The sequence below is a fragment of the Enterobacter sp. HK-058-C-ECC genome, from assembly GCF_047531125.1.
GTDB lineage: Bacteria > Pseudomonadota > Gammaproteobacteria > Enterobacterales > Enterobacteriaceae > Enterobacter > Enterobacter quasiroggenkampii.
In genome coordinates this window covers 89,696-108,909 of the sequence record NZ_JBLKCH010000006.1, presented here as the reverse complement: position 1 = coordinate 108,909, position 19,214 = coordinate 89,696, and the positions used below count along the sequence as shown (strand labels likewise).

At 54.1% G+C, this 19,214-nt stretch carries 21 protein-coding genes and 3 tRNA genes; 11 read left to right on the top strand and 13 right to left on the bottom strand.

The window, feature by feature from the left end; all coding sequences use genetic code 11:
• Positions 1-43 precede the first annotated feature (43 nt).
• Positions 44-823, bottom strand: coding sequence for a deoxyribose-phosphate aldolase (gene deoC / locus ACMWJS_RS13675; RefSeq protein ID WP_003856543.1), 780 nt, complete (start codon positions 821-823; stop codon positions 44-46).
• 262 nt (positions 824-1,085) lie between these two features.
• Here deoC and ACMWJS_RS13670 point away from each other — a divergent pair, with 262 nt between their 5' ends.
• Entirely contained in the window at positions 1,086-2,633 is a 1,548-nt protein-coding gene (locus ACMWJS_RS13670; protein ID WP_414747196.1) for a YjjI family glycine radical enzyme, read from the top strand.
• A complete protein-coding gene (locus tag ACMWJS_RS13665; protein WP_414747195.1) occupies positions 2,608-3,468 on the top strand; it encodes a YjjW family glycine radical enzyme activase in 861 nt (286 codons plus the stop codon). Before ACMWJS_RS13670 ends, ACMWJS_RS13665 begins: the two co-directional genes overlap by 26 nt.
• On the opposite strand, the gene ACMWJS_RS13660 is transcribed toward ACMWJS_RS13665, so the two are convergent.
• The 8 genes from ACMWJS_RS13660 to ACMWJS_RS13625 form a co-directional block, all read right to left on the bottom strand.
• Positions 3,463-4,245, bottom strand: a complete 783-nt coding sequence (locus ACMWJS_RS13660; RefSeq protein ID WP_414747194.1) for a TatD family hydrolase — start codon at positions 4,243-4,245, stop codon at positions 3,463-3,465. The two genes, ACMWJS_RS13665 and ACMWJS_RS13660, sit on opposite strands and share 6 nt — an antisense overlap.
• A complete protein-coding gene (locus ACMWJS_RS13655; RefSeq protein ID WP_045406360.1) occupies positions 4,242-5,294 on the bottom strand; it encodes a patatin family protein in 1,053 nt (350 codons plus the stop codon). The genes ACMWJS_RS13660 and ACMWJS_RS13655 overlap by 4 nt, the downstream gene beginning before the upstream one ends.
• 120 nt (positions 5,295-5,414) lie before the next feature.
• Positions 5,415-5,576, bottom strand: a complete 162-nt coding sequence (locus ACMWJS_RS13650) for a DUF1328 domain-containing protein (RefSeq protein WP_003856556.1) — start codon at positions 5,574-5,576, stop codon at positions 5,415-5,417.
• A gap of 127 nt (positions 5,577-5,703) precedes the next feature.
• Positions 5,704-6,321, bottom strand: coding sequence for a molecular chaperone OsmY (gene osmY / locus ACMWJS_RS13645; RefSeq protein ID WP_008502075.1), 618 nt, complete (start codon positions 6,319-6,321; stop codon positions 5,704-5,706).
• A gap of 299 nt (positions 6,322-6,620) precedes the next feature.
• The gene (gene prfC / locus ACMWJS_RS13640) at positions 6,621-8,210 is read right to left on the bottom strand and encodes a peptide chain release factor 3 (protein WP_008502076.1); all 1,590 of its coding nucleotides are present in this window, start codon (positions 8,208-8,210) and stop codon (positions 6,621-6,623) included.
• A gap of 91 nt (positions 8,211-8,301) precedes the next feature.
• The gene (yjjG, locus tag ACMWJS_RS13635; protein ID WP_045907737.1) at positions 8,302-8,979 is read right to left on the bottom strand and encodes a pyrimidine 5'-nucleotidase; all 678 of its coding nucleotides are present in this window, start codon (positions 8,977-8,979) and stop codon (positions 8,302-8,304) included.
• 20 nt (positions 8,980-8,999) lie between these two features.
• The gene (rimI, locus tag ACMWJS_RS13630) at positions 9,000-9,443 is read right to left on the bottom strand and encodes a ribosomal protein S18-alanine N-acetyltransferase (protein ID WP_008502078.1); all 444 of its coding nucleotides are present in this window, start codon (positions 9,441-9,443) and stop codon (positions 9,000-9,002) included.
• Positions 9,412-9,825 carry a DNA polymerase III subunit psi gene (locus ACMWJS_RS13625; protein ID WP_045907736.1) on the bottom strand — a complete coding sequence of 138 codons (414 nt, stop codon included), beginning with the start codon at positions 9,823-9,825 and terminating at the stop codon, positions 9,412-9,414. Before ACMWJS_RS13625 ends, rimI begins: the two co-directional genes overlap by 32 nt.
• 102 nt (positions 9,826-9,927) lie before the next feature.
• Between ACMWJS_RS13625 and rsmC the strand changes: the two genes are divergently transcribed.
• The 4 genes from rsmC to ACMWJS_RS13605 all read left to right on the top strand — a co-directional run bounded on the left by rsmC (position 9,928) and on the right by ACMWJS_RS13605 (position 11,459).
• Entirely contained in the window at positions 9,928-10,956 is a 1,029-nt protein-coding gene (rsmC, locus tag ACMWJS_RS13620; protein WP_262765767.1) for a 16S rRNA (guanine(1207)-N(2))-methyltransferase RsmC, read from the top strand.
• Between the two features lie 173 nt (positions 10,957-11,129).
• Positions 11,130-11,216: transfer RNA gene (locus ACMWJS_RS13615), tRNA-Leu, on the top strand.
• Positions 11,217-11,244: 28 nt separating this feature from the next.
• Positions 11,245-11,331 (top strand) — tRNA-Leu (locus tag ACMWJS_RS13610).
• 42 nt (positions 11,332-11,373) lie between these two features.
• Positions 11,374-11,459: transfer RNA gene (locus tag ACMWJS_RS13605), tRNA-Leu, on the top strand.
• A gap of 38 nt (positions 11,460-11,497) precedes the next feature.
• Here ACMWJS_RS13605 and ACMWJS_RS13600 read toward each other — a convergent pair.
• Positions 11,498-11,767, bottom strand: coding sequence for a DUF1435 domain-containing protein (locus ACMWJS_RS13600; RefSeq protein ID WP_048028591.1), 270 nt, complete (start codon positions 11,765-11,767; stop codon positions 11,498-11,500).
• 215 nt (positions 11,768-11,982) lie between these two features.
• On the opposite strand from ACMWJS_RS13600, the gene ACMWJS_RS13595 reads away from it, so the two are divergent.
• Both ACMWJS_RS13595 and fhuF read left to right on the top strand, forming a co-directional pair.
• The gene (locus ACMWJS_RS13595; protein WP_045907733.1) at positions 11,983-13,047 is read left to right on the top strand and encodes a GGDEF domain-containing protein; all 1,065 of its coding nucleotides are present in this window, start codon (positions 11,983-11,985) and stop codon (positions 13,045-13,047) included.
• Positions 13,048-13,142: 95 nt separating this feature from the next.
• On the top strand, positions 13,143-13,931 hold the full coding sequence (gene fhuF, locus ACMWJS_RS13590) for a siderophore-iron reductase FhuF (RefSeq protein ID WP_048225555.1): 789 nt from the start codon (positions 13,143-13,145) through the stop codon (positions 13,929-13,931).
• Positions 13,932-14,014: 83 nt separating this feature from the next.
• On the opposite strand, the gene ACMWJS_RS13585 is transcribed toward fhuF, so the two are convergent.
• Entirely contained in the window at positions 14,015-15,361 is a 1,347-nt protein-coding gene (locus tag ACMWJS_RS13585; RefSeq protein ID WP_045907731.1) for a PTS sugar transporter subunit IIC, read from the bottom strand.
• A 328-nt stretch (positions 15,362-15,689) separates the two neighbouring features.
• Between ACMWJS_RS13585 and ACMWJS_RS13580 the strand changes: the two genes are divergently transcribed.
• Entirely contained in the window at positions 15,690-16,148 is a 459-nt protein-coding gene (locus tag ACMWJS_RS13580; protein WP_008502085.1) for a YbaK/EbsC family protein, read from the top strand.
• A gap of 38 nt (positions 16,149-16,186) precedes the next feature.
• On the opposite strand, the gene bglJ is transcribed toward ACMWJS_RS13580, so the two are convergent.
• Together bglJ and ACMWJS_RS13570 are read right to left on the bottom strand one after the other, a co-directional pair.
• Complete coding sequence (gene bglJ, locus ACMWJS_RS13575; RefSeq protein WP_414747234.1) at positions 16,187-16,822, bottom strand: DNA-binding transcriptional activator BglJ; 636 nt, start codon at positions 16,820-16,822, stop codon at positions 16,187-16,189.
• Positions 16,819-17,556 carry a helix-turn-helix transcriptional regulator gene (locus ACMWJS_RS13570; protein WP_045907729.1) on the bottom strand — a complete coding sequence of 246 codons (738 nt, stop codon included), beginning with the start codon at positions 17,554-17,556 and terminating at the stop codon, positions 16,819-16,821. Before ACMWJS_RS13570 ends, bglJ begins: the two co-directional genes overlap by 4 nt.
• Before the next feature lie 408 nt (positions 17,557-17,964).
• On the opposite strand from ACMWJS_RS13570, the gene ACMWJS_RS13565 reads away from it, so the two are divergent.
• Together ACMWJS_RS13565 and ACMWJS_RS13560 are read left to right on the top strand one after the other, a co-directional pair.
• Positions 17,965-18,741, top strand: a complete 777-nt coding sequence (locus ACMWJS_RS13565) for a threonine/serine ThrE exporter family protein (RefSeq protein ID WP_048028601.1) — start codon at positions 17,965-17,967, stop codon at positions 18,739-18,741.
• Positions 18,732-19,205: a threonine/serine exporter gene (locus ACMWJS_RS13560; protein ID WP_045907727.1), complete on the top strand. Its 474-nt coding sequence runs from the start codon at positions 18,732-18,734 to the stop codon at positions 19,203-19,205. The genes ACMWJS_RS13565 and ACMWJS_RS13560 overlap by 10 nt, the downstream gene beginning before the upstream one ends.
• Positions 19,206-19,214 lie beyond the last annotated feature (9 nt).

Sequence of the window (19,214 nt, the reverse complement as noted above, 5' to 3'; positions counted from 1 at the left end):
CTGTAGGCCGGATAAGCGAGGCGTCATCCGGCATTGTTGGCAATCAGTAGCTGCTTGCGCTCTTACCGTCGCCGTGACCCAGCGCCTTCAGCAGGCTGGCCAGCAGGCTGGACGCACCGAAGCGGTAGTGACGGGAATCGGCCCAGTCGGCGCCGAACAGTTCGTCGGCAATCGCCAGGAACTGCTGCGCGTCTTCGGCGGTACGCACGCCGCCCGCAGGTTTGAAGCCTACGGTTTTGGACACGCCCATGTCGCGGATCACTTCCATCATGATGCGCGCGCTTTCCGGGGTCGCATTTACCGGCACTTTACCGGTAGAGGTTTTAATGAAATCCGCACCGGCTTTGATGGAGATTTCAGACGCTTTACGAATCAGCGCCTCTTCTTTCAGCTCGCCGGTTTCGATGATCACTTTCAGCAGCACGTTTGCCGCCGCACACGCGTCTTTACAGGCCTTCACCAGGTCAAAACCGACCTGCTCGTTACCGGCGATCAGCGCGCGGTAAGGGAACACCACGTCAACTTCGTCTGCACCGTAGGCAATCGCCGCGCGGGTTTCTGCCAGCGCAATCTCGATATCGTCGTTGCCGTGCGGGAAGTTAGTCACGGTTGCAATGCGCACGTCCGGGGTGCCCTGCTCTTTCAGCGTTTTACGGGCAATCGGGATAAAGCGCGGGTAGATACAAACGGCTGCGGTGTTACCCACTGGCGTTTTCGCCTGATGGCACAGGGCGATGACTTTCTCATTGGTGTCGTCATCGTTCAGGGTAGTCAGGTCCATCAGTTTCAACGCGCGCAGGCTGCTTGCAGTTAAATCGGTCATAACAATCTCCAACGGCAGTGCCGTATAAATTTTACCTTGCGGGTCTGTGAGTATTCTAACATCCACCCGCATCCACACTTCGACATTCATCACAGTTAATGAAAACTGCGTACAAATTTGCATTACTGTAATGAGATCTTCTTCAAACTTTAGTGCGCAAATTGCCGACTAAAGCAGCAATACCCCCTGTGGGATCAAAAGCGCCAACAGGCAGGCTTTCTACAATCCGTTCATCATCCGCAGAACATTCAAGGAAGCGAATATGCCCCACTCCAGCCCCGACGCCCTGCAGCAACGTTGCCAGCAGATTGTGACAAGCCCGGTGTTAACCCCGGAACAAAAACGTCATTTTCTGGCGCTGGAAGCGGAAAACAACCTGCCGTATCCGGCACTTCCTGAAGCTGCGCGCGCCGCGCTGGACGAGGGGTTTATCTGCGACATGTTCGAAGGCCATGCGCCTTACAAACCCCGTTACGTTCTGCCGGATTACGCAAAATTTCTGGCTAACGGTTCAGAATGGCTGGAGCTGGAAGGCGCAAAAGATCTCGACGATGCCCTCTCGCTGTTAACCATCCTCTACCATCATGTTCCGTCCGTCACATCGATGCCGGTCTATCTCGGCCAGCTTGATGCGCTGCTGCAACCATATGTTAGAATTCTAACACAAGAAGAAATCAATAGCCGAATAAAACGTTTCTGGCGCTATCTTGACCGTACGCTGCCGGATGCCTTTATGCATGCCAATATCGGGCCGGAAGATATGCCCATCACCCGTGCCATTCTGCGTGCCGATGCAGAGCTGAAGCAGGTCGCGCCGAACCTGACCTTTATTTATGATCCAGAGAACACCCCGGATGAATTACTGCTTGAGGTGGCGAAAAACATATGTGAATGCAGCAAACCGCATATTTCTAATGGCCCGGTGAATGATAAAATTTTCACAAAAGGCCGTTATGGCGTGGTGAGCTGTTACAACTCCCTGCCTCTGGCTGGCGGTGGCAGCACCCTGGTGCGTCTCAATCTCAAGGCCATCGCCGAACACAGCACGACAAGTGAAGACTTCTTCAGCCGCGCCCTTCCGCACTACTGCCAGCAGCAAATGGCCATCATTAATGCCCGCTGCGATTTCCTGTATCAACAATCCGGCTTCTTTGAGAATAGCTTCCTGGTGAAAGAGGGGCTGATTGATGCCGATCGGTTTGTGCCGATGTTTGGCATGTACGGTCTGGCAGAAGCGGTAAACGTGCTCTGTGAGAAAGCAGGCATCGCGGGACGTTACGGCAAAGATGAGCAGGCCAACGCGCTGGGCTATCGCATCAGCGAACAGCTTGCGGCGTTTGTCGAAAACACGCCGGTGAAACACGGCTGGAAGCAGCGCGCGATGCTTCATGCGCAGTCGGGGATCAGCTCCGATTCGGGCACCACGCCGGGCGCGCGCCTGCCCTACGGTGACGAGCCGGATCCCATCAGCCACCTGCTGGCGGTGGCTCCCCATCACAAGCACTACTCTTCCGGGATAAGCGATATCCTGACGCTGGATGAAACGGTAAAACGCAACCCGCAGGCGGTGGTCCAGCTGTGCCTGGGCGCGTTCAGGGCGGGTATGCGCGAGTTTACCGCCAACGTAGCGGGTAACGATCTGGTGCGCGTCACCGGGTATATGGTGCGGCTATCGGATCTGGAGAAATACCGGGAAGCAGGGTCGAGAACGAACACCACGTGGCTGGGGGAAGAAGCCGCACGCAATACCCGCATTCTGGAACGTCAGCCGCGCGTGATTAGCCATGAACAGCAGATGCGCTTTAGTTAGTCAGGTCATTCCTTTTTCCTGCGTGGACGGGCCGGGCAGCCGCCTGGCCCTGTTTCTGCAGGGCTGCAACCTGCGCTGTAAAACCTGCCACAACCCGTGGACGATCGGCCGCTGCAACGACTGCGGGGACTGCGTGCCCCACTGCCCGCACGACGCGCTGACCATTCAGGCCGGGCGCGTCTGGTGGCAGGAGAGCGACTGCCAGCAGTGCGACACCTGCCTGCACCTGTGCCAGCAGCAGGCGACGCCCATGGCGCACCGCCTGAGCGTGGAGGAGCTCCTCACCCAGATCCGCAAATCCGCACCGTTTATCGAAGGGATCACCGTAAGCGGCGGGGAAGCCACAACGCAATTGCCGTTTTTAGTGACGCTGTTCACCGCGATCAAAGCCGATCCCGCCCTGCATCATCTGACCTGCCTGGTCGACAGCAACGGTTTGTTAAGCGAAACCGGCTGGCAAAAGCTGCTGCCGGTACTGGATGGCGCGATGCTGGACCTTAAAGCGTGGGGGAACGAACACCACCGCTTCCTGACCGGACGCGACAATGAGCAGATCAAGCAGAGTATCCGCTGGCTGGCAGAACGCTACCGTTTGACGGAGCTCCGCTTGCTGGTCATTCCGGGGCAGTGTGATTACCTGGAACATCTGAAGCCGCTGACGGCATTTATCCACGGGCTGGGAAACGTGCCGGTGCGCCTCAACGCGTTTCATGCGCACGGCGTATACGGTGAGGCAGCGTCATGGCGCAGCGCCACGCCCGAGGACGTTGAACCGCTGGCGCGGGCGCTGGAAAAACAGAAAATAACGGTGATCCGCCCGGCGCTTTATCTATAGCGTGATGCCAAATATCGAACGCGTATTTTCCAGCAGCGCATCGGCAATTACCTCTTCCGGCTCCTGTCGCAGTTCACACAGGGTGGTGAACACGCGCGCCGCCTCTTCCGGGCGATTCGGCTGTCCCTGAAAACCGTTCAGTGGCATATCCGGCGCATCGGTTTCCAGCAGAAGCGCCGACAGCGGCAGCTGTGCCATCACGTCACGGGTTTTACTGGCGCGCGGATAGGTGATGGTGCCACCCACACCAATTTTGTAGCCCAGTTCAATGAAACGCTGCGCCTGCTGCAGGCTGCCGGAGAAACCGTGTACGACGCCCCTGCGCGGCAGATCGATGCGTTTCAGGTGCATCGCCAGCTTATCGTGCGTACGTCTGGAGTGGAGGATCACCGGTAGATCGTGACGCTTCGCCAGCCTGAGCTGCGCGTCGAGGATCGTCTGCTGGCGCTCAAACTGAGGGTCCTCGCGATAAAGATCGAGGCCGATCTCCCCGATGGCGACAAGCTTGTCCTCTGCGGTCTGCAGGATCTCATCAAGTCTCTCAATGTGCTCATCACGATGCCGCTCAATCACGATCGGATGCAGGCCGAGCGCGGCATAGAGCGCAGGGTGACGCGTGGAAAGATCCAGCACGCGGGAAAAGTAAGCCGCTTCCACTGAAGGCACAATAATGGCCTGAACGCCTGCCTCGGCCGCTTTCGCAATACTGTGTTCTTCATCTCCCGTAAACGGTGGGAAATCAAAGTGGCAATGGGTATCGACAAAGCGGTGCGTCACGCCAGATCCTCGTTATCCAGTAAAGCGTCATTCGCCTGCGGAATGTCCACCAGGGGCACCGTCAGAGCGTCGTTGGCGACAATCGCAGGCGGCGTAATAATGCGTTTATGGCGATGAAGCGGCGGTTGCTCCGCCAGCATTTTCCCCACCGTCGCCAGGAAGTAGCGTCCACACAGCCGCCCCGTTTTGTAATCCATGCGCAGCGCAGGGACGCGGCTGCCCAGCGCCATGCTCAGCAGCGGCTTAGGCGGATAAATTTCAAAAATACGCAGCTTACCCGGTGGCTTTTCAATGAAACGCTGCATCGCGCCGTAGGTGGTTTCATGCTGCTTCGCGATGTTCACCAGCGGCTGCAAGCTGCTGTCGCCCAGCCAGCGCTCCATCCGCTTAAACCACTGAGGGGTGTAATACATTTGCGACGGTACGGTACGGATCACCACAATGGTTTTCGCCCCGCGACGGGCGGCTTCCTGCACCGGCACCGCGTCACTGATCCCGCCGTCCAGATAGCTAATGCCGTCCAGCAGCGCACCGGTACGATAAAAACCGGGAATGGCGCTGGAGGCGCGGATGATGTCCAGCCAGTTATCTTTCTGAGGCGAAAAATAGCCCGGCGAATAGTCATCTCCCCGGCTGGCGCACATCCAGAATTCTTTACCGCTATCAAACAGGCGGGCCGCGGTGTCCATGGCCAGCGGCATCTGGCTGGAGGTTGACTCCAGCAGCCAGTCGAGGTCGATCAGGTTACCGCCGCGCACAAAGCGCACCGGATTAAAAAATTCTTTCGCCGTGGTGTAGCGCATGATGACCTTTCGCGCGTAGCCGGGCTGGTTACAGACATAGGCAGAGAGGTTCTGTGCCCCGGCAGACGTGCCGAAGTACAGGTCAAACGGATTGAACTGCGCGCGCATAAATTCGTCCAGCACGCCAGCGGTGAAAATGCCGCGCTGTCCGCCACCCTCGCAGACCAGCGCGAGTTGACCTGCGCGAAACGGTTTTAACGTCAGCGGCGCAATGTTGCCGAGCGTAACGGGAATTCGTTGCCCCACCTCTGCTTTCCTGTTTTGATTATTTTATAACACCACAGTAACGCACCCGACCTGTTACGCAAATAAGAAAAAGCCAGTCGCAGTGACTGGCTTTATTTTGTTGACGGAATATTGCGTTTGCTACGGACGTCGACGCCCCGTAAACAGGCTGACCAGGAACAGAATAATACCGACAACGAAGACAATTTTAGCTGCCCATGCCGCTGTACCTGCCAGTCCACCAAAGCCCAATGCGGCGGCAATTAACGCGATAACCAGAAATATAATGCCCCAACGAAACATAAGCTTCTCCTTTACCATAGTTAATGTCGGCCGCTAAACGTGAGCGCTCAGGTCACTCACCGGCGTTTTTCCAGAGTCGTTCTTATATCGCCCGCAGGTTTTAGCCAGACGGGCGAATGGTCCAGATTTACTTCGTTTTCAGATCGTTTTTAACGCTTTTCACACCATCAATCGCTTTCGCAATGGACTCGGCACGTTCACTTTGCGCCTGCGAATCTACCGTACCGGAAAGCTGAACCACACCATCGGTGGTTTCCACTTTCACCTTACGGGACGGCACGATGTCATCTGCTAAAAGTTTAGCTTTGATTTCGCTGGTGGTGGCTGCATCACCGGCATAACCTTTCACCGACGCATTTTTGCCGTCACGGACATGCAGCTTATCGCTGACGGAGGCAACGCCTTCGACGCCTTTCGCCACTTTCACCGCCTGTTCTGCCTGAGCCTGGCTTTCAACAAAGCCGCTCAGCGTGACCACTTTTTTGTCGGTCTTAACGGAAATATCGGTGCTCTTGATGGCTTCATCATCCACCAGTGCGGCTTTCACTTTTGCTGTGATAGAGCTGTCATCCATGAAATTGCCGACTTTATTCATAGAGCTATCGATTTTTTGCCCTGCGCTGTCAGCCGTGGATTGTGCTTTATCCATGGTGCTGCTTTCCGCCAGGGCGGAGCCGCTCACCAGAACGCTACCCAGAGTTACAGCCAGCAGAGTTTTAGAAATCTTCAGTCTTGTCATATTCATCGATCTATTCCTGTGTTGACCCGTTATTCGGGCTACGTACTTCCTTAGTAGTGATATATATTGCGAATAAACACGCGGGCAAAATGGATAACCTAAAGTCATGCATTGAACAGTTAATTTATCCACGCCCGGTGTTAAACACTGAGTTAAATATAGATCACTCTCACAGAGCCGCTTTCAGAATTGGGTAAAAAATGGGCGAATAGCGTGAAATTGCGTTGAATTAAGAACATTCCGCAAGGGATTAATAAGACAGGAATAAAAGAAGAGCACGGCTACTGCCGTGCTCTGAGAGGGGATTAGTGCTCGCGGGTTTTACGGAACTGAACGTCCGGATAACGTTCCTGCGTCAGGTTCAGGTTGACCATCGTTGGCGCGATATAGGTCAGGTTATCGCCGCCATCCAGCGCCAGCTGAACTTCATTCTTACGCTTAAATTCTTCGAATTTCTTCACGTCAGAACACTCAACCCAGCGCGCGGTCGCGACGTTCACCGATTCGTAAATCGCTTCTACGTTGTATTCGCTCTTCAGGCGCGCAACGACCACGTCAAACTGCAGCACGCCGACCGCACCAACGATCAGATCGTTGTTCGCAATCGGGCGGAAGACCTGCACGGCACCCTCTTCGGAGAGCTGAACCAGGCCTTTCAGCAGCTGTTTCTGCTTAAGCGGATCGCGCAGACGAATGCGACGGAACAGTTCCGGTGCGAAGTTCGGAATACCGGTGAACTTCATCATTTCACCCTGCGTGAAAGTGTCGCCGATCTGGATGGTGCCGTGGTTGTGCAGACCGATGATGTCGCCCGGATAGGCTTCTTCAACGTGCGAACGGTCACCCGCCATAAAGGTCAGCGCGTCGGAGATGACAACGTCTTTCCCGATACGCACCTGACGCAGCTTCATGCCCTTTTCATATTTACCGGACACCACGCGCATAAAGGCCACGCGGTCACGGTGTTTCGGATCCATGTTGGCCTGAATCTTAAATACGAAGCCGGTGAACTTCTCTTCTTTTGCTTCCACTTCACGGGTGTCGGTTTTGCGCGGCATTGGCTGCGGCGCCCACTCCACCAGACCGTCGAGCATGTGGTCAACGCCGAAGTTACCCAGTGCGGTACCGAAGAAGACCGGGGTAATTTCGCCGCTCAGGAACAGCTCTTTGTCGAATTCGTGAGACGCGCCCTTGACCAGCTCCAGCTCGTCGCGCAGCTGCGCGGCCAGCTCTTCCCCGACCGCCGCGTCCAGATCCGGGTTGTCCAGACCTTTAACAATGCGCACTTCCTGAATGGTGTGGCCTTTACCGGTCTGATACAGGTAGGTTTCGTCTTTATAGAGGTGATAGACGCCTTTGAACAGCTTACCGCAGCCAATCGGCCAGGTGATTGGCGCACAGGCGATCTTCAGCTCGTTTTCCACTTCATCCATCAGCTCCATCGGATCGCGGATGTCACGGTCGAGTTTGTTCATAAAGGTGAGGATCGGCGTATCGCGCAGACGGGTGACTTCCATCAGCTTACGGGTACGATCTTCTACACCTTTCGCGGCGTCGATCACCATCAGACAGCAGTCCACCGCCGTCAGGGTACGGTAGGTATCTTCGGAGAAGTCTTCGTGGCCCGGGGTGTCCAGCAGGTTCACCAGGCAGTCGTGATACGGGAACTGCATCACGGAGGTGGTAATCGAAATACCACGCTGCTTTTCCATCTCCATCCAGTCGGATTTTGCATGCTGGCTTGAGCCACGGCCTTTAACGGTACCCGCAGTCTGGATCGCCTGTCCGAACAGCAACACCTTCTCAGTGATGGTCGTTTTACCGGCATCGGGGTGCGAGATAATGGCAAAAGTGCGGCGCTTGGCCACCTCTTGCAGATAAGGAGACAACGTCATAATTAAATCTTCTTTTATAAGCGCGGCAGCACGCCACGCATCATGGAATACAAAATTGCGGCTATTTTACCCATCAACGGGGGGCAGGCAATCATTGTTTACACAGGAGTTGCTCCAGTTCGTTCAACGACGTCACGGTCCAGGTCGGCTCGATGCCGTCAGGCTTCTCACGGCCATGCGCATTGAGCCACACGGTCGACAGACCGGCCTTCATGCCGCCCAGAATATCTGACTCTGCCGTATCCCCCACCATCAGGACACGATCGCGGTCGGGATTGCCGGCCTGCGCCAGCGCGTAGTCGAAAATTCGCGGATCTGGCTTCGGCACGCCAACCTCTTCCGAGATCACCAGCGCGTCAAAATGATCGCGCAGGCCGGTACGCTCAAGGCGGATCTGCTGCAGGGCGGTAAAACCGTTGGTGATGATCCCCAGTTTCACCTTACCTTTCAACGCATTCAGCAGGGAAACCGCGCCCGGCAGCGGCGCACAGATATCGGCCATGGCGTTAAGGAAAGCCTCGTTCAGCGTTCCCGGACTGACCTTTAAGCGTTCCGCCCAGACGTCAAAGCGCTGGTGCTGAAGCTGTAACGCGGTGATGGCACCGTTCTGGTAATCCACCCACAGCGGTTTGTTGACCGCCTGATAGTCCTGAAAATCTTCAGCGGTGAAGGTTACGCTATAGTCGAGAAACATCCGCTGCAGGCCGCCGAACGAGTCGAACGTAAACAGCGTTTCGTCGGCATCAAAGAAAATCCAGTCCCATTTCATCGTTACAACCTTATTTTTTATTATCCAATCGGCAGAGCCATTATGATGGCGTCTTCACGTCCCTCTGCGGTGGGGTAGTAGTTACGGCGGATTGTCGCCTCGTTAAAGCCTAAGCTTTCATAGAGCGCGATGGCGGCGACATTCGACGCGCGCACCTCCAGCCACAGGGTGAAAACGTCACGGGTTTCGAGCTCACGGATGAGGTGCTCAAGCAGTTCTCTTCCCAGCCCACGGCGCTGAAACGCGGGATCAACCGCGATATTAAACAGCGTCGCCTCATCAAGAACAACCTGCGTGATCGCGAAAGCGGCCATGGTGCCGTCAACGTCCAGGCGGTAGTTCAGATACCGTTCGCCCTGATTGCTGGCGAAGGTTTTTTCGCTCCACGGAAACGCGTGGGCGCGTGTTTCAATCGCGAACGCTGTGGACAGGTCAGGCGTCGTGAGGGAAGAAATCGTGTTCATATTCGCAGATTTGTTGCCATAGCGCGCTGCGCGCTTTTGGGTTGGCTTTCAGTTCGTCCAGCGCTGGCGAGCAGATCTGGCTCCCCTGAAGAGAGATCTCATTCGCCTCTCCGATACGCCAGCTGTTACAGCGACTATCAGGAGGCAGCATCGCGACACGCTCTGGCGTCAGCGGTAAAACCTGGTCGGCCGTCAGCTTCAGGCTGCGAAGGACATCATCGATCAGGGGGTCATTCAGGGCAGGCAGTTCTTCCGCCACCATCACCAGACGAACGTGCGCCGGGATAGAGATGGCGATTTCGCCCTGCAACGCCGTCGGGCGACGCAAAGCCCACTGGGTGATGCCCAGTTGCTGCAACTGCCAGTCTCGTCGGGATGTCATAGGGAAAACTCCTGTCTCTCAGGCGCGCAAATATAGCAAATGTGTCGAAAGTGCGCCATCTACCTACTATAATCCCCGCCTGAGTTTATTGAGGAACAATTCATGTCTGCATTTACCCCGGCAAGTGAAGTCTTGCTGCGTCACAGTGATGATTTCGAAGAAAGCCGTATTCTGTTTGCCGGAGATATGCAGGATGACCTGCCCGCGCGTTTCGACTGTGCTGAAAGCCGTGCCCACACCCAATACTACCACCACTGGCAGGTGCTGAGCCGCCAGATGGGCGAGCGCGCGCGCTTTAGCCTTGTTGCAGAGCAGAGCGATATCGCCGACTGCGATACGCTGATCTACTACTGGCCGAAGAATAAACCGGAAGCCCAGTTCCAGCTGATGAACCTGCTCTCCCTGCTGCCGGTCGGCTGCGATATTTTCGTGGTTGGTGAAAACCGCAGCGGCGTGCGTAGCGCGGAACAGCTGCTGGAAGGCTATGCGCCGCTGAACAAAGTCGACAGCGCTCGCCGCTGTGGTCTATACCATGGCCGTCTGGAAAAACAGACAACATTTGATGCGCAGGCATACTGGGACGAGTACCAGCTTGACGGCCTGACCATCAAAACGCTGCCGGGCGTGTTCAGCCGCGATGCGCTGGATACGGGCAGCAAGCTGCTGCTTTCCACTCTGACGCCGCACACTAAAGGCAAAGTGCTGGACGTGGGCTGCGGCGCGGGCGTGCTCTCTACCGTGCTCGCCAGCCATTCGCCAAAGGTGCGTTTAACCCTGTGTGACGTGAGCGCCCCGGCGGTTGAAGCCAGCCGCGCAACGCTTGCCGCAAACGGCATTGAAGGCGAGGTGATTGCCAGCAACGTCTTCTCCGACATCACCGGTCGCTTCGACATGATCATCTCTAACCCGCCGTTCCACGACGGTATGGAGACCAGCCTGGAAGCGGCACAAACGCTGATCCGTGGCGCAACCCGTCACCTCAACAGCGGCGGCGAGCTGCGTATCGTTGCGAACGCCTTCCTGGCGTACCCGAAAGTGCTGGATGAAACCTTTGGCTTCCACGAAGTCATCGCCCAGACGGGTCGCTTTAAGGTCTACCGCACCGTGATGACACGTCAGGCCAAAAAGTAATCGCCTCCCCTGTATAGCCGGATACGCGAAAGCGCCATCCGGCTATACAGGGCGCGTCCATCGGCCATTTTTCCATCAATCAAGGCATCACGCGCACTTTTCTGTTGACGTAAAGCTGAAAACATCTAGAATGCGCCTCCGTGGTTACGATACTTTTACAGTATCGATGGTATGCGAAGGTGGCGGAATTGGTAGACGCGCTAGCTTCAGGTGTTAGTGTCCTTACGGATGTGGGGGTTCGAGTCCCCCCCCTCGCACCATAAATCACGATGATATTGCTCGCACTGGGCGAAGGTGGCGGAATTGGTAGACGCGCTAGCTTCAGGTGTTAGTGTCCTTACGGATGTGGGGGTTCGAGTCCCCCCCCTCGCACCAACGAGGCGATATCAACATAGCAACAAAGAGTAAGATGACTGTGCGAAGGTGGCGGAATTGGTAGACGCGCTAGCTTCAGGTGTTAGTGTCCTTAGGATGTGGGGGTTCGAGTCCCCCCCCTCGCACCAATTATCTTACAACCCTTCTGAATGTCTTCTTTTCCCTGTTATTTCAAACTCATCAGTATCACCAGAATTCCGCTGACCAGCGCGACACACGATGGCAGTAAAACAAAGTGACGCAGTTGCTTATGCCAGATCATGCCTGACGTGACTAACAGTCCTGACACAATGATGGCTTTCCAGGTATCAAGAGAGAGATCGGCAAACGTCAAACCGCCGAGAATGGCTCCCGGTAGCAATACCCCCCAACCGCTGCCCAGCGCCCTGTTCAACATGATCTGCCCTCTTTCAACGATAATGATAACCAATATCATATGACAGAGATTATCATTTGTCAGCTGAATGAATCAAAATCCATCGACCTTTACCTTTCCCGTAATGACAGGAATTGCCTAAGGTGATAAATTGCGCACCTGTTAACAACGTCTAAAGATTTTCTGATAATTACTCTTTGCGCTTTTTGCATATTTTATTGCGAAACGACATCTATTTATTTGTTTTAATTAAATTTTAATAAAAACACACGACTATGACATCACAATCCTGGCGGTCTTTGGTTCACAGAAAATATCAATTATCGTTACGTTTATTTTTATTTCTGAACGCAACCTCGGCTGTGTTCTCGGTAACAAACCCGCTCAATTCTGTACGCCTGTTTTCCGCCCCTCTGATTGCTATTTTCTCCATCAGTACCGGCCTGTTCATCTGGCACTGGAGAAAGCGCGCGCGGAAGATAAATATTCCTGTCGTTTCAGGGATCTTCGGTATTTTGTGGGCCTGGCAAATTGTCTCCAAATTCGCCTTAATTACCCACGATCATGCGACGTATTTGTTAATCGCGCTTTTAACGGTGCTTTTTATCGGCACGCTGGCGTTCGCCAGTAATATCAAAGCCTTTACGCTGCATTCACTGCCCACCTTTATTGTCTGCCTGTGGTTAAGCGATCACGATATATGGCTGAGAATGACCTATTCTTTCGCACTTCCTGTGGTGGCAATTGCTATTCATAACATTTTGCAAAGACGCAACGACCGTTTCGCTCAGGAGCTGCTCTCTCGCCTTCTGGAAGAACGAGAAACCCTTACCGATCTCAGCATGATGGACCCGCTTACCGGGCTCTATAATCGTCGCGGTCTGCAAAGCCGTCTGGAGAATCTGCCCACGGTAGAAAATGGCGAGCACTTTGTTCTGCTGATGGATATCGACCACTTCAAAGCCTATAACGACCATTACGGCCATATGATGGGCGACCAGGCGCTGAAGCGCGTCTCTGCGGCAATCCGCGATGCCGTGCGTTCTCGCGATATTGTGGCGCGTTTTGGTGGGGAAGAGTTTATGGTGCTGCTGACCAACATTTCACTCGAACACGCCCGCCAGACGGCCGAGCGGATCCGTCAGAAAGTGTACGATTTGAAAATCCCGCATCTGTTTAACGAAAGCGTCGCGACAAACGTCACCATCAGCATTGGTATCGCCATTTTCGAGGATGAAGACGTGGAAGGCGCGCTGGAAAAAGCGGACAAAGCCCTCTATGAAGCAAAGCATATGGGACGCAATAACATTCTGTTAAGTGAAGAGATTCAGACGGCGTAGACATAACGACGATGTCACCCGGACAAAAGTCTTGCCATTGGTATGAGCAATAGTTAGGATTGGCAATCATTATCATTTAGATTTCTATCTATACTATGGCCACGCATACTGCACACATCGTCGAACCTCTCCTCTGGCGAGCGCCGCTCACCAGCGGGAATGCTTCGCTTGCAGATGCGATACGGGACAAAATTGCGGAAACGCGCGCCCACCTGCTGGATTTTATCCGGCTTGATGAAGCGCCCCCGTCCCACGCGATGACACTCTCAGAGTGGCGACAGCCGTCAAAGCTGCAATCGCTGCTGGCCACCTATTCCGACCATATCTATCGCAATCAACCCACCCTTACGCGGGAAAATAAACCCCTGCTCTCTCTCTGGGCGCAGTGGTATATCGGGCTGATGGTGCCGCCGCTCATGCTGGCGCTGTTAACACAGAAGAGCATGCTGGAACTCTCGCCGGATAATTTCCATGTTGAGTTTCACGAAACCGGACGTGCTGCCTGCTTCTGGATTGATCTCCACGAAGACCATAGCGCTGAACGCCTGACGGCTCAGGAACGTATGGAGCAGCTCATTACCCAGACTCTGATCCCGGTGGTGGAAGCGCTGGAAGCGACGGGAGAGATTAACGGGAAGCTTATCTGGAGCAATACGGGCTATTTAATCCACTGGTATTTAACGGAAATGAAGCCGCTGCTCGGTGATGAGAACGTTGAGGCCCTGCGTCAGTCCTGTTTCTTTGCCAGGCAGCTTTCCGATGGCCGTGACAACCCGCTATTCCGCACCGTTGTACTCCGTGACGGGCTTCTGGTTCGCCGCACCTGCTGCCAGCGTTATCGCCTGCCGGACGTTAAGCAGTGTGGAGATTGCACGCTGAAGTAGAGCAGTGAATTGCCCGGTAGCGCTTCGCTCACCAGGCCTACAAAAACAAAAAACGGCAACCTGCGTTGCCGTTTTGTTTTTACCTATGCCACCTGTTGATTGTCCTCTTCCGCGCTACGCTGCGCTTCTTCCGCTTCCTGCTCCAGCAGCTGCTTCTCATACACTTTGAAGAACGGGAAGTAGATGATCGCCGATACGCAGGCCAGAACCACAACCAGAATAGCCGCGCGGAAGTCCCAGCCCAGGGCCCACGCTGCGCCTATCGGCGCCGGTGCCGTCCAGGGAACGACCGAGATGACGCGCCCAATCAAATCAAACGTCATCGCCGCCCACGCCAGCACGGCGTTGACCATCGGTGCCAGCAGGAACGGAATAAAGAACACCGGATTCATTACAATCGGTGTACCGAAAATGACCGGCTCGTTGATGTTAAAGAAGCTGGGAACCACGCTCAAACGGCCAATAGAGCGTAAATGGGCTGAACGACTACGCAGATAGCAAATCACCAGCCCCATCGTGGCGCCCGACCCGCCAATCACGATAAAGAACGTCCAGAACGCCTCCATGAAGATATGCGGCAGAGGCTGGCTGGCGGCCAGTGCGGTCTGGTTAGCGCCCAGGTTAGTCAGCCAGAACATCTGCAACATTCCGGAGACGATGGCGGCGCCGTGGATCCCGGCGAACCACAGCAGATGACCAATCAACACGGCCAGCAGGATCGCAGGCAGAGAATCCGCCGCGGAAACCAGAGGTTTAAAGACCGACATAATGGCCTGCGGGATCAGCATGCCGAACTGAGACTGAATCACCAGGCTCAGAGGATAGAGGGTCACCACCACCACCAGCACCGGGATCAGCAGATCAAAAGAGTTTTTGATCATCGGCGGGACCTGGTCCGGCAGTCGAATGCCGATGTTATGCGCTTTGAGGAAACGCATCATCTCAACGCAGTAAATCGCCACCAGAATCGCGGTAAAAATGCCCGTTCCCCCCAGACTGTCGACAGGGAGCGTGCCTTTGGTTTTGGGTGCCGCGACCAGCAGAAACGCCATCAGCGACAGCATGGCGCACATAAACGGGTCCAGCTGATGAGATTTGACGTAGTGTTTGCCAAGGTTATAGGCAATCGCCGCACAGATATAAATGGACATAATGCCCATTGTCATATCAAACGGCGTCAGGATTTGGCCCTCAAACTGCTTCGCCATATCCAGCCAGGCGCGGGCGAAACCCCAGGTGGTATCAGGCGAAAAAGGTGGGTAAGCGAACACTAACAAAAACGAACCCACAATCATAAATGGCATCGCGGAGATGAACCCGTCACGAATAGCCATAACATGACGCTGGGACGAGATCCGCCCGGCTATCGGGCTGACGTAATTTTCGACGAAACGGAATATCAGGTTAAACGCAGCATGGTTGGCAGACATGGCAGATCTCCTGTCAGACGTTTGTTACGGGCACATACGCGCCGCACGTTGTTCCATACATCAGCTTCACAACCTTGCTGGCTTGCCAACCAGCGGTACTGCTCAGACGAAATGGTTTCATATTTGGCTCTTATTATTGGATACAGGGGACGTTACGTACTCAGTATTAATCTACGCTTCCCGCTCTGCAACCGGTTACTGTAACCGGTTTCTGTGATTGTGAAGAGGATCCAGAAATCAGCCGTTTGGGATATTTGTTACTTAAGAGATATTTACAGAGCATAATTTCTTATGACAGATTACGCAGGATATTTGTCAGGAGGAAACAATGAGTTTGCAGTCTGTACAGCAGTTTTTTGCCGACAACGCGCCGGATATAGACGTTATTGAGCTTAGTCAAAGTACTGCTACCGTTGCGTTGGCTGCTGCCGCCCATCGTGTCGAGCCGGGACAAATCGCCAAGACCCTGTCACTCAAGGTTAAAAATGAGGTGATTCTGGTCGTGGCGAAAGGCGATGCGCGTCTGGATAACAAAAAGCTGAAAGACACGTTTGGTGCGAAAGCGCGCATGCTCAGCAGTGATGAAGTGGTGACCATCACCGGTCATCCCGTTGGCGGCGTATGCCCGTTCGGGCTGGAAAACCCGCTCGCGGTATATTGCGATATCTCTTTAAAGCAGTACGCCGAAGTGCTGCCTGCCGCAGGCGCAATTCACAGCGCTGTGCGCATTTCACCTGACAGAATGGCAGAGCTGACTTCCGCAAAATGGGTGGATGTCTGTATCTGATTGACGCGCCAGAGCGTATCTGGCGCGCAAAAAACGGTTTATAAAAAGGTGGGCGTGAGGAGAGTCAAACATTGCGGCTCTCTTGCAGGAAGATGCGTAATAATATCTGCCGCATCAAGTAACCCTACGTCTGAATTCACGCCCAGTTTCACCATCGCATTGAACTTATGTGCCCGGATGGTCTTAATATTCCGTTCAAGATGTGCCGCGATTTCAGGGATGGAATACCCGCAGGACATATAACGCAATATTGCCCGTTCTGTGGGACTCAGCATCCTGTTTTGGCTCCGGTACCAGTGATTCAGCATATTGTCATTGATACGCAGCGTTTCGCTCAGCAACTCCACGAGTTCCTTCTGCAGATGCTCAAGCGTCACCGATTTACTGACGACACCGTGCAGGCGTGATGGAGAAAGATGACTAATTAGCCGTGCTTCCATCTCGTCAGAAACCAAAATGATGCGCTGGATATGGCCGTGCGTAAACGCAAGGTCCCGCAGGTGCGCCAGGCAGTTACGGCGCTCCTCTCGCGCATCGGAAAGGGAATAGAGCAGCGAGAAAAAATTAACGTGACGAAGTGCATTCTTAAAGCTGTCAAATTCACTAAACAGGTGTAGCTGATAATGGCTCAGGCCGGGCATCGCAAAAAGATGCTTTAGCCCGACAGCCGTCATCGTGCAACTTTCGATGATGGCGATATGTCTTGTTGAATCGGTTTTTTCCATTCCTCGAACTCTCCATAGGCTGACAACAAACTCAGCTCTCTCATTCCCTGTGTACTGTTGATCCAGGCGTACATATCCGCATTGCTGCGTAATGAAAGCCGTCGCATCGCACTGTTTTTCTGCGCACTGATGGTTTTATTGCTCTTCTTAAGCAATGTGGCGATTTGGTTAATCCCCCATCCTTTCCCTAACAGACGCAGGACCTTACGTTCGGAGTGCGTAAGCGCGATAACGTGTTCGCTTTCATCCTCCGTACCCTGAGGCTCCGGGGTTAATAACGTCTGGCTTATCCGCTCTGCCCGCTCACTCCCTGCCCGAATCGCGTTAACCACGCCTTCAATGGGCTCCATATCAGAAAGCAACGTACTTTCCGGGCGCATAAGTAACTCAACCGCAATAGGGTAAAGCGGACGCGAGACTAAAAAGATCCAGTGAATGTCCCGGTATTGATTCAATAAACTGTAATATTCTTCAAGCGCACCCCGAGGATTCCTGTATTCGCCTGAAATATCGGCAATAATGACGTCCGCGCGGCGTAACTGGAGCAGCGTTAATTCCTGCAATGAGCGGCAATAGCTCAATTCAAAATCGGGGAAATGACGTGCCATCACACCCCCTAGCCCGTTTTGCATCACGGGCATCCGGCTAATGACAACGCCATGCTTACCATGCAATGACAACATAGACCCTCCGTGTCCATTTTTCATTTGATGAGTAACGTTAAAACACATCAACGTATGACTATTTCGTCCCTGAGTGTAAGACTGGTTAATACAAGCAGAAGATGAGATGTATGCTTAGTTTAAGAAATGCCTAAACAGCAGTAATATCTCACAAAGCGAAATAAAATTTAATTGTGGAGTCATTAAAATAACGACAATTTAAAATTAGAATAACTAAATACAAATATTTTATATTTTGATATTAATAATTCACGGCATTAATAAATTAATCCCGCCCCCTTTCACGACACCGACTGTCACTGTTTGCACAAACCTTGATCTGGCCCACAGCAAGAGGGACTGCACTTTGTGCTAAAAGTACTCATTATGGGCTAACCGGCAACCTCTCCATCTTTTTCAGGACACGACATGCAGGCAGAGCGGTCAACGCAGCGTGCTATCACGCGGCTATGTATTCAGTGCGGTCTTTTTCTGCTCCAGCACGGCGCGGAAAGCGCGCTGGTTGAGGAGCTTTCCACCCGGCTGGGGCTGGCGCTAGGGATGGACAGCGTCGAAAGTGCCATCTCATCCAATGCCATTGTGCTGACCACGATTAAAGATGGTCAGTGCCTGACCTCCACGCGCAAAAACCATGACCGCGGCATAAACATGCACGTCGTGACCGAAGTGCAGCACATTGTCATCCTCGCTGAACATAAGCTTCTCGATCTCAGGGAGATTGAAAAACGGTTCAACCAGATCAAGCCATTACGTTATCCGCGCTGGCTCGTCGTGTTGATGGTAGGGCTCTCGTGCGCCTGCTTTTGTAAGCTCAACAAAGGCGGATGGGACGGAGCAATCATCACCTTTTTCGCCAGCAGTATCGCCATGTATGTTCGCCAGCTGCTGACGCATCGGCAGCTGCACCCGCAAATTAACTTCTGCATTACCGCATTTGTCGCCACCACGGTTTCTGGCCTGCTGCTGCGTCTGCCGCAGTTTGCCAACACCCCGACCGTTGCCATGGCCGCCAGCGTGCTTCTGCTGGTTCCGGGCTTTCCGTTGATCAACGCCGTCGCCGACATGTTTAAAGGGCACATCAATACCGGTCTGGCACGCTGGGCGATCGCCAGCCTGCTGACGCTGGCGACCTGCATCGGCGTGGTCATGGCCATGACACTCTGGGGGCTACGCGGATGGGCGTGATCGATTTTCTGCTGGCGCTGGCGCAGGACATGCTTCTGGCCGCGATTCCGGCCATCGGCTTCGCGATGGTATTTAACGTCCCGCAACGCGCTCTGCCATGGTGTGCCCTGCTAGGCGCGATTGGCCATGGCTCACGCATGGTCATGATGACGGCGGGTTTTAACATCGAATGGTCGACATTTATGGCCTCCATGCTGGTCGGCAGTATCGGCATTCAGTGGTCGCGCTGGTACCTGGCACATCCCAAAGTGTTCACCGTTGCCGCAGTGATCCCGATGTTCCCGGGCATATCGGCCTATACCGCAATGATTTCCGCGGTGAAAATCAGCCATTTCGGCTATACCGAGCCTCAGATGATCCTCCTCCTGAGCAACTTTCTTAAGGCATCCTCCATCGTCGGCGCGCTCTCCATCGGGCTGTCGATCCCCGGCCTGTGGCTGTACCGCAAACGCCCACGCGTTTGATATTTGTGT

Excerpts from the sequence above, each read along its gene's own strand:
- prfC (WP_008502076.1), bottom strand. The coding sequence starts at position 8,210 with ATGACGTTGTCTCCTTATCTGCAAGAGGTGGCCAAGCGCCGCACTTTT.
- bglJ (WP_414747234.1), bottom strand. The coding sequence starts at position 16,822 with ATGACGGCTGTCGGGCTAAAGCATCTTTTTGCGATGCCCGGCCTGAGC.
- ACMWJS_RS13585 (WP_045907731.1), bottom strand. The coding sequence starts at position 15,361 with ATGTCTGCCAACCATGCTGCGTTTAACCTGATATTCCGTTTCGTCGAA.
- ACMWJS_RS13625 (WP_045907736.1), bottom strand. The coding sequence starts at position 9,825 with ATGACATCCCGACGAGACTGGCAGTTGCAGCAACTGGGCATCACCCAG.
- ACMWJS_RS13595 (WP_045907733.1), top strand. The coding sequence starts at position 11,983 with ATGACATCACAATCCTGGCGGTCTTTGGTTCACAGAAAATATCAATTA.
- ACMWJS_RS13665 (WP_414747195.1), top strand. The coding sequence starts at position 2,608 with ATGAACAGCAGATGCGCTTTAGTTAGTCAGGTCATTCCTTTTTCCTGC.
- ACMWJS_RS13570 (WP_045907729.1), bottom strand. The coding sequence starts at position 17,556 with ATGTTGTCATTGCATGGTAAGCATGGCGTTGTCATTAGCCGGATGCCC.
- deoC (WP_003856543.1), bottom strand. The coding sequence starts at position 823 with ATGACCGATTTAACTGCAAGCAGCCTGCGCGCGTTGAAACTGATGGAC.
- ACMWJS_RS13650 (WP_003856556.1), bottom strand. The coding sequence starts at position 5,576 with ATGTTTCGTTGGGGCATTATATTTCTGGTTATCGCGTTAATTGCCGCC.
- osmY (WP_008502075.1), bottom strand. The coding sequence starts at position 6,321 with ATGAATATGACAAGACTGAAGATTTCTAAAACTCTGCTGGCTGTAACT.
- ACMWJS_RS13560 (WP_045907727.1), top strand. The coding sequence starts at position 18,732 with ATGGGCGTGATCGATTTTCTGCTGGCGCTGGCGCAGGACATGCTTCTG.
- rsmC (WP_262765767.1), top strand. The coding sequence starts at position 9,928 with ATGTCTGCATTTACCCCGGCAAGTGAAGTCTTGCTGCGTCACAGTGAT.
- rimI (WP_008502078.1), bottom strand. The coding sequence starts at position 9,443 with ATGAACACGATTTCTTCCCTCACGACGCCTGACCTGTCCACAGCGTTC.
- ACMWJS_RS13580 (WP_008502085.1), top strand. The coding sequence starts at position 15,690 with ATGAGTTTGCAGTCTGTACAGCAGTTTTTTGCCGACAACGCGCCGGAT.
- ACMWJS_RS13670 (WP_414747196.1), top strand. The coding sequence starts at position 1,086 with ATGCCCCACTCCAGCCCCGACGCCCTGCAGCAACGTTGCCAGCAGATT.
- ACMWJS_RS13600 (WP_048028591.1), bottom strand. The coding sequence starts at position 11,767 with ATGATATTGGTTATCATTATCGTTGAAAGAGGGCAGATCATGTTGAAC.
- yjjG (WP_045907737.1), bottom strand. The coding sequence starts at position 8,979 with ATGAAATGGGACTGGATTTTCTTTGATGCCGACGAAACGCTGTTTACG.
- fhuF (WP_048225555.1), top strand. The coding sequence starts at position 13,143 with ATGGCCACGCATACTGCACACATCGTCGAACCTCTCCTCTGGCGAGCG.
- ACMWJS_RS13565 (WP_048028601.1), top strand. The coding sequence starts at position 17,965 with ATGCAGGCAGAGCGGTCAACGCAGCGTGCTATCACGCGGCTATGTATT.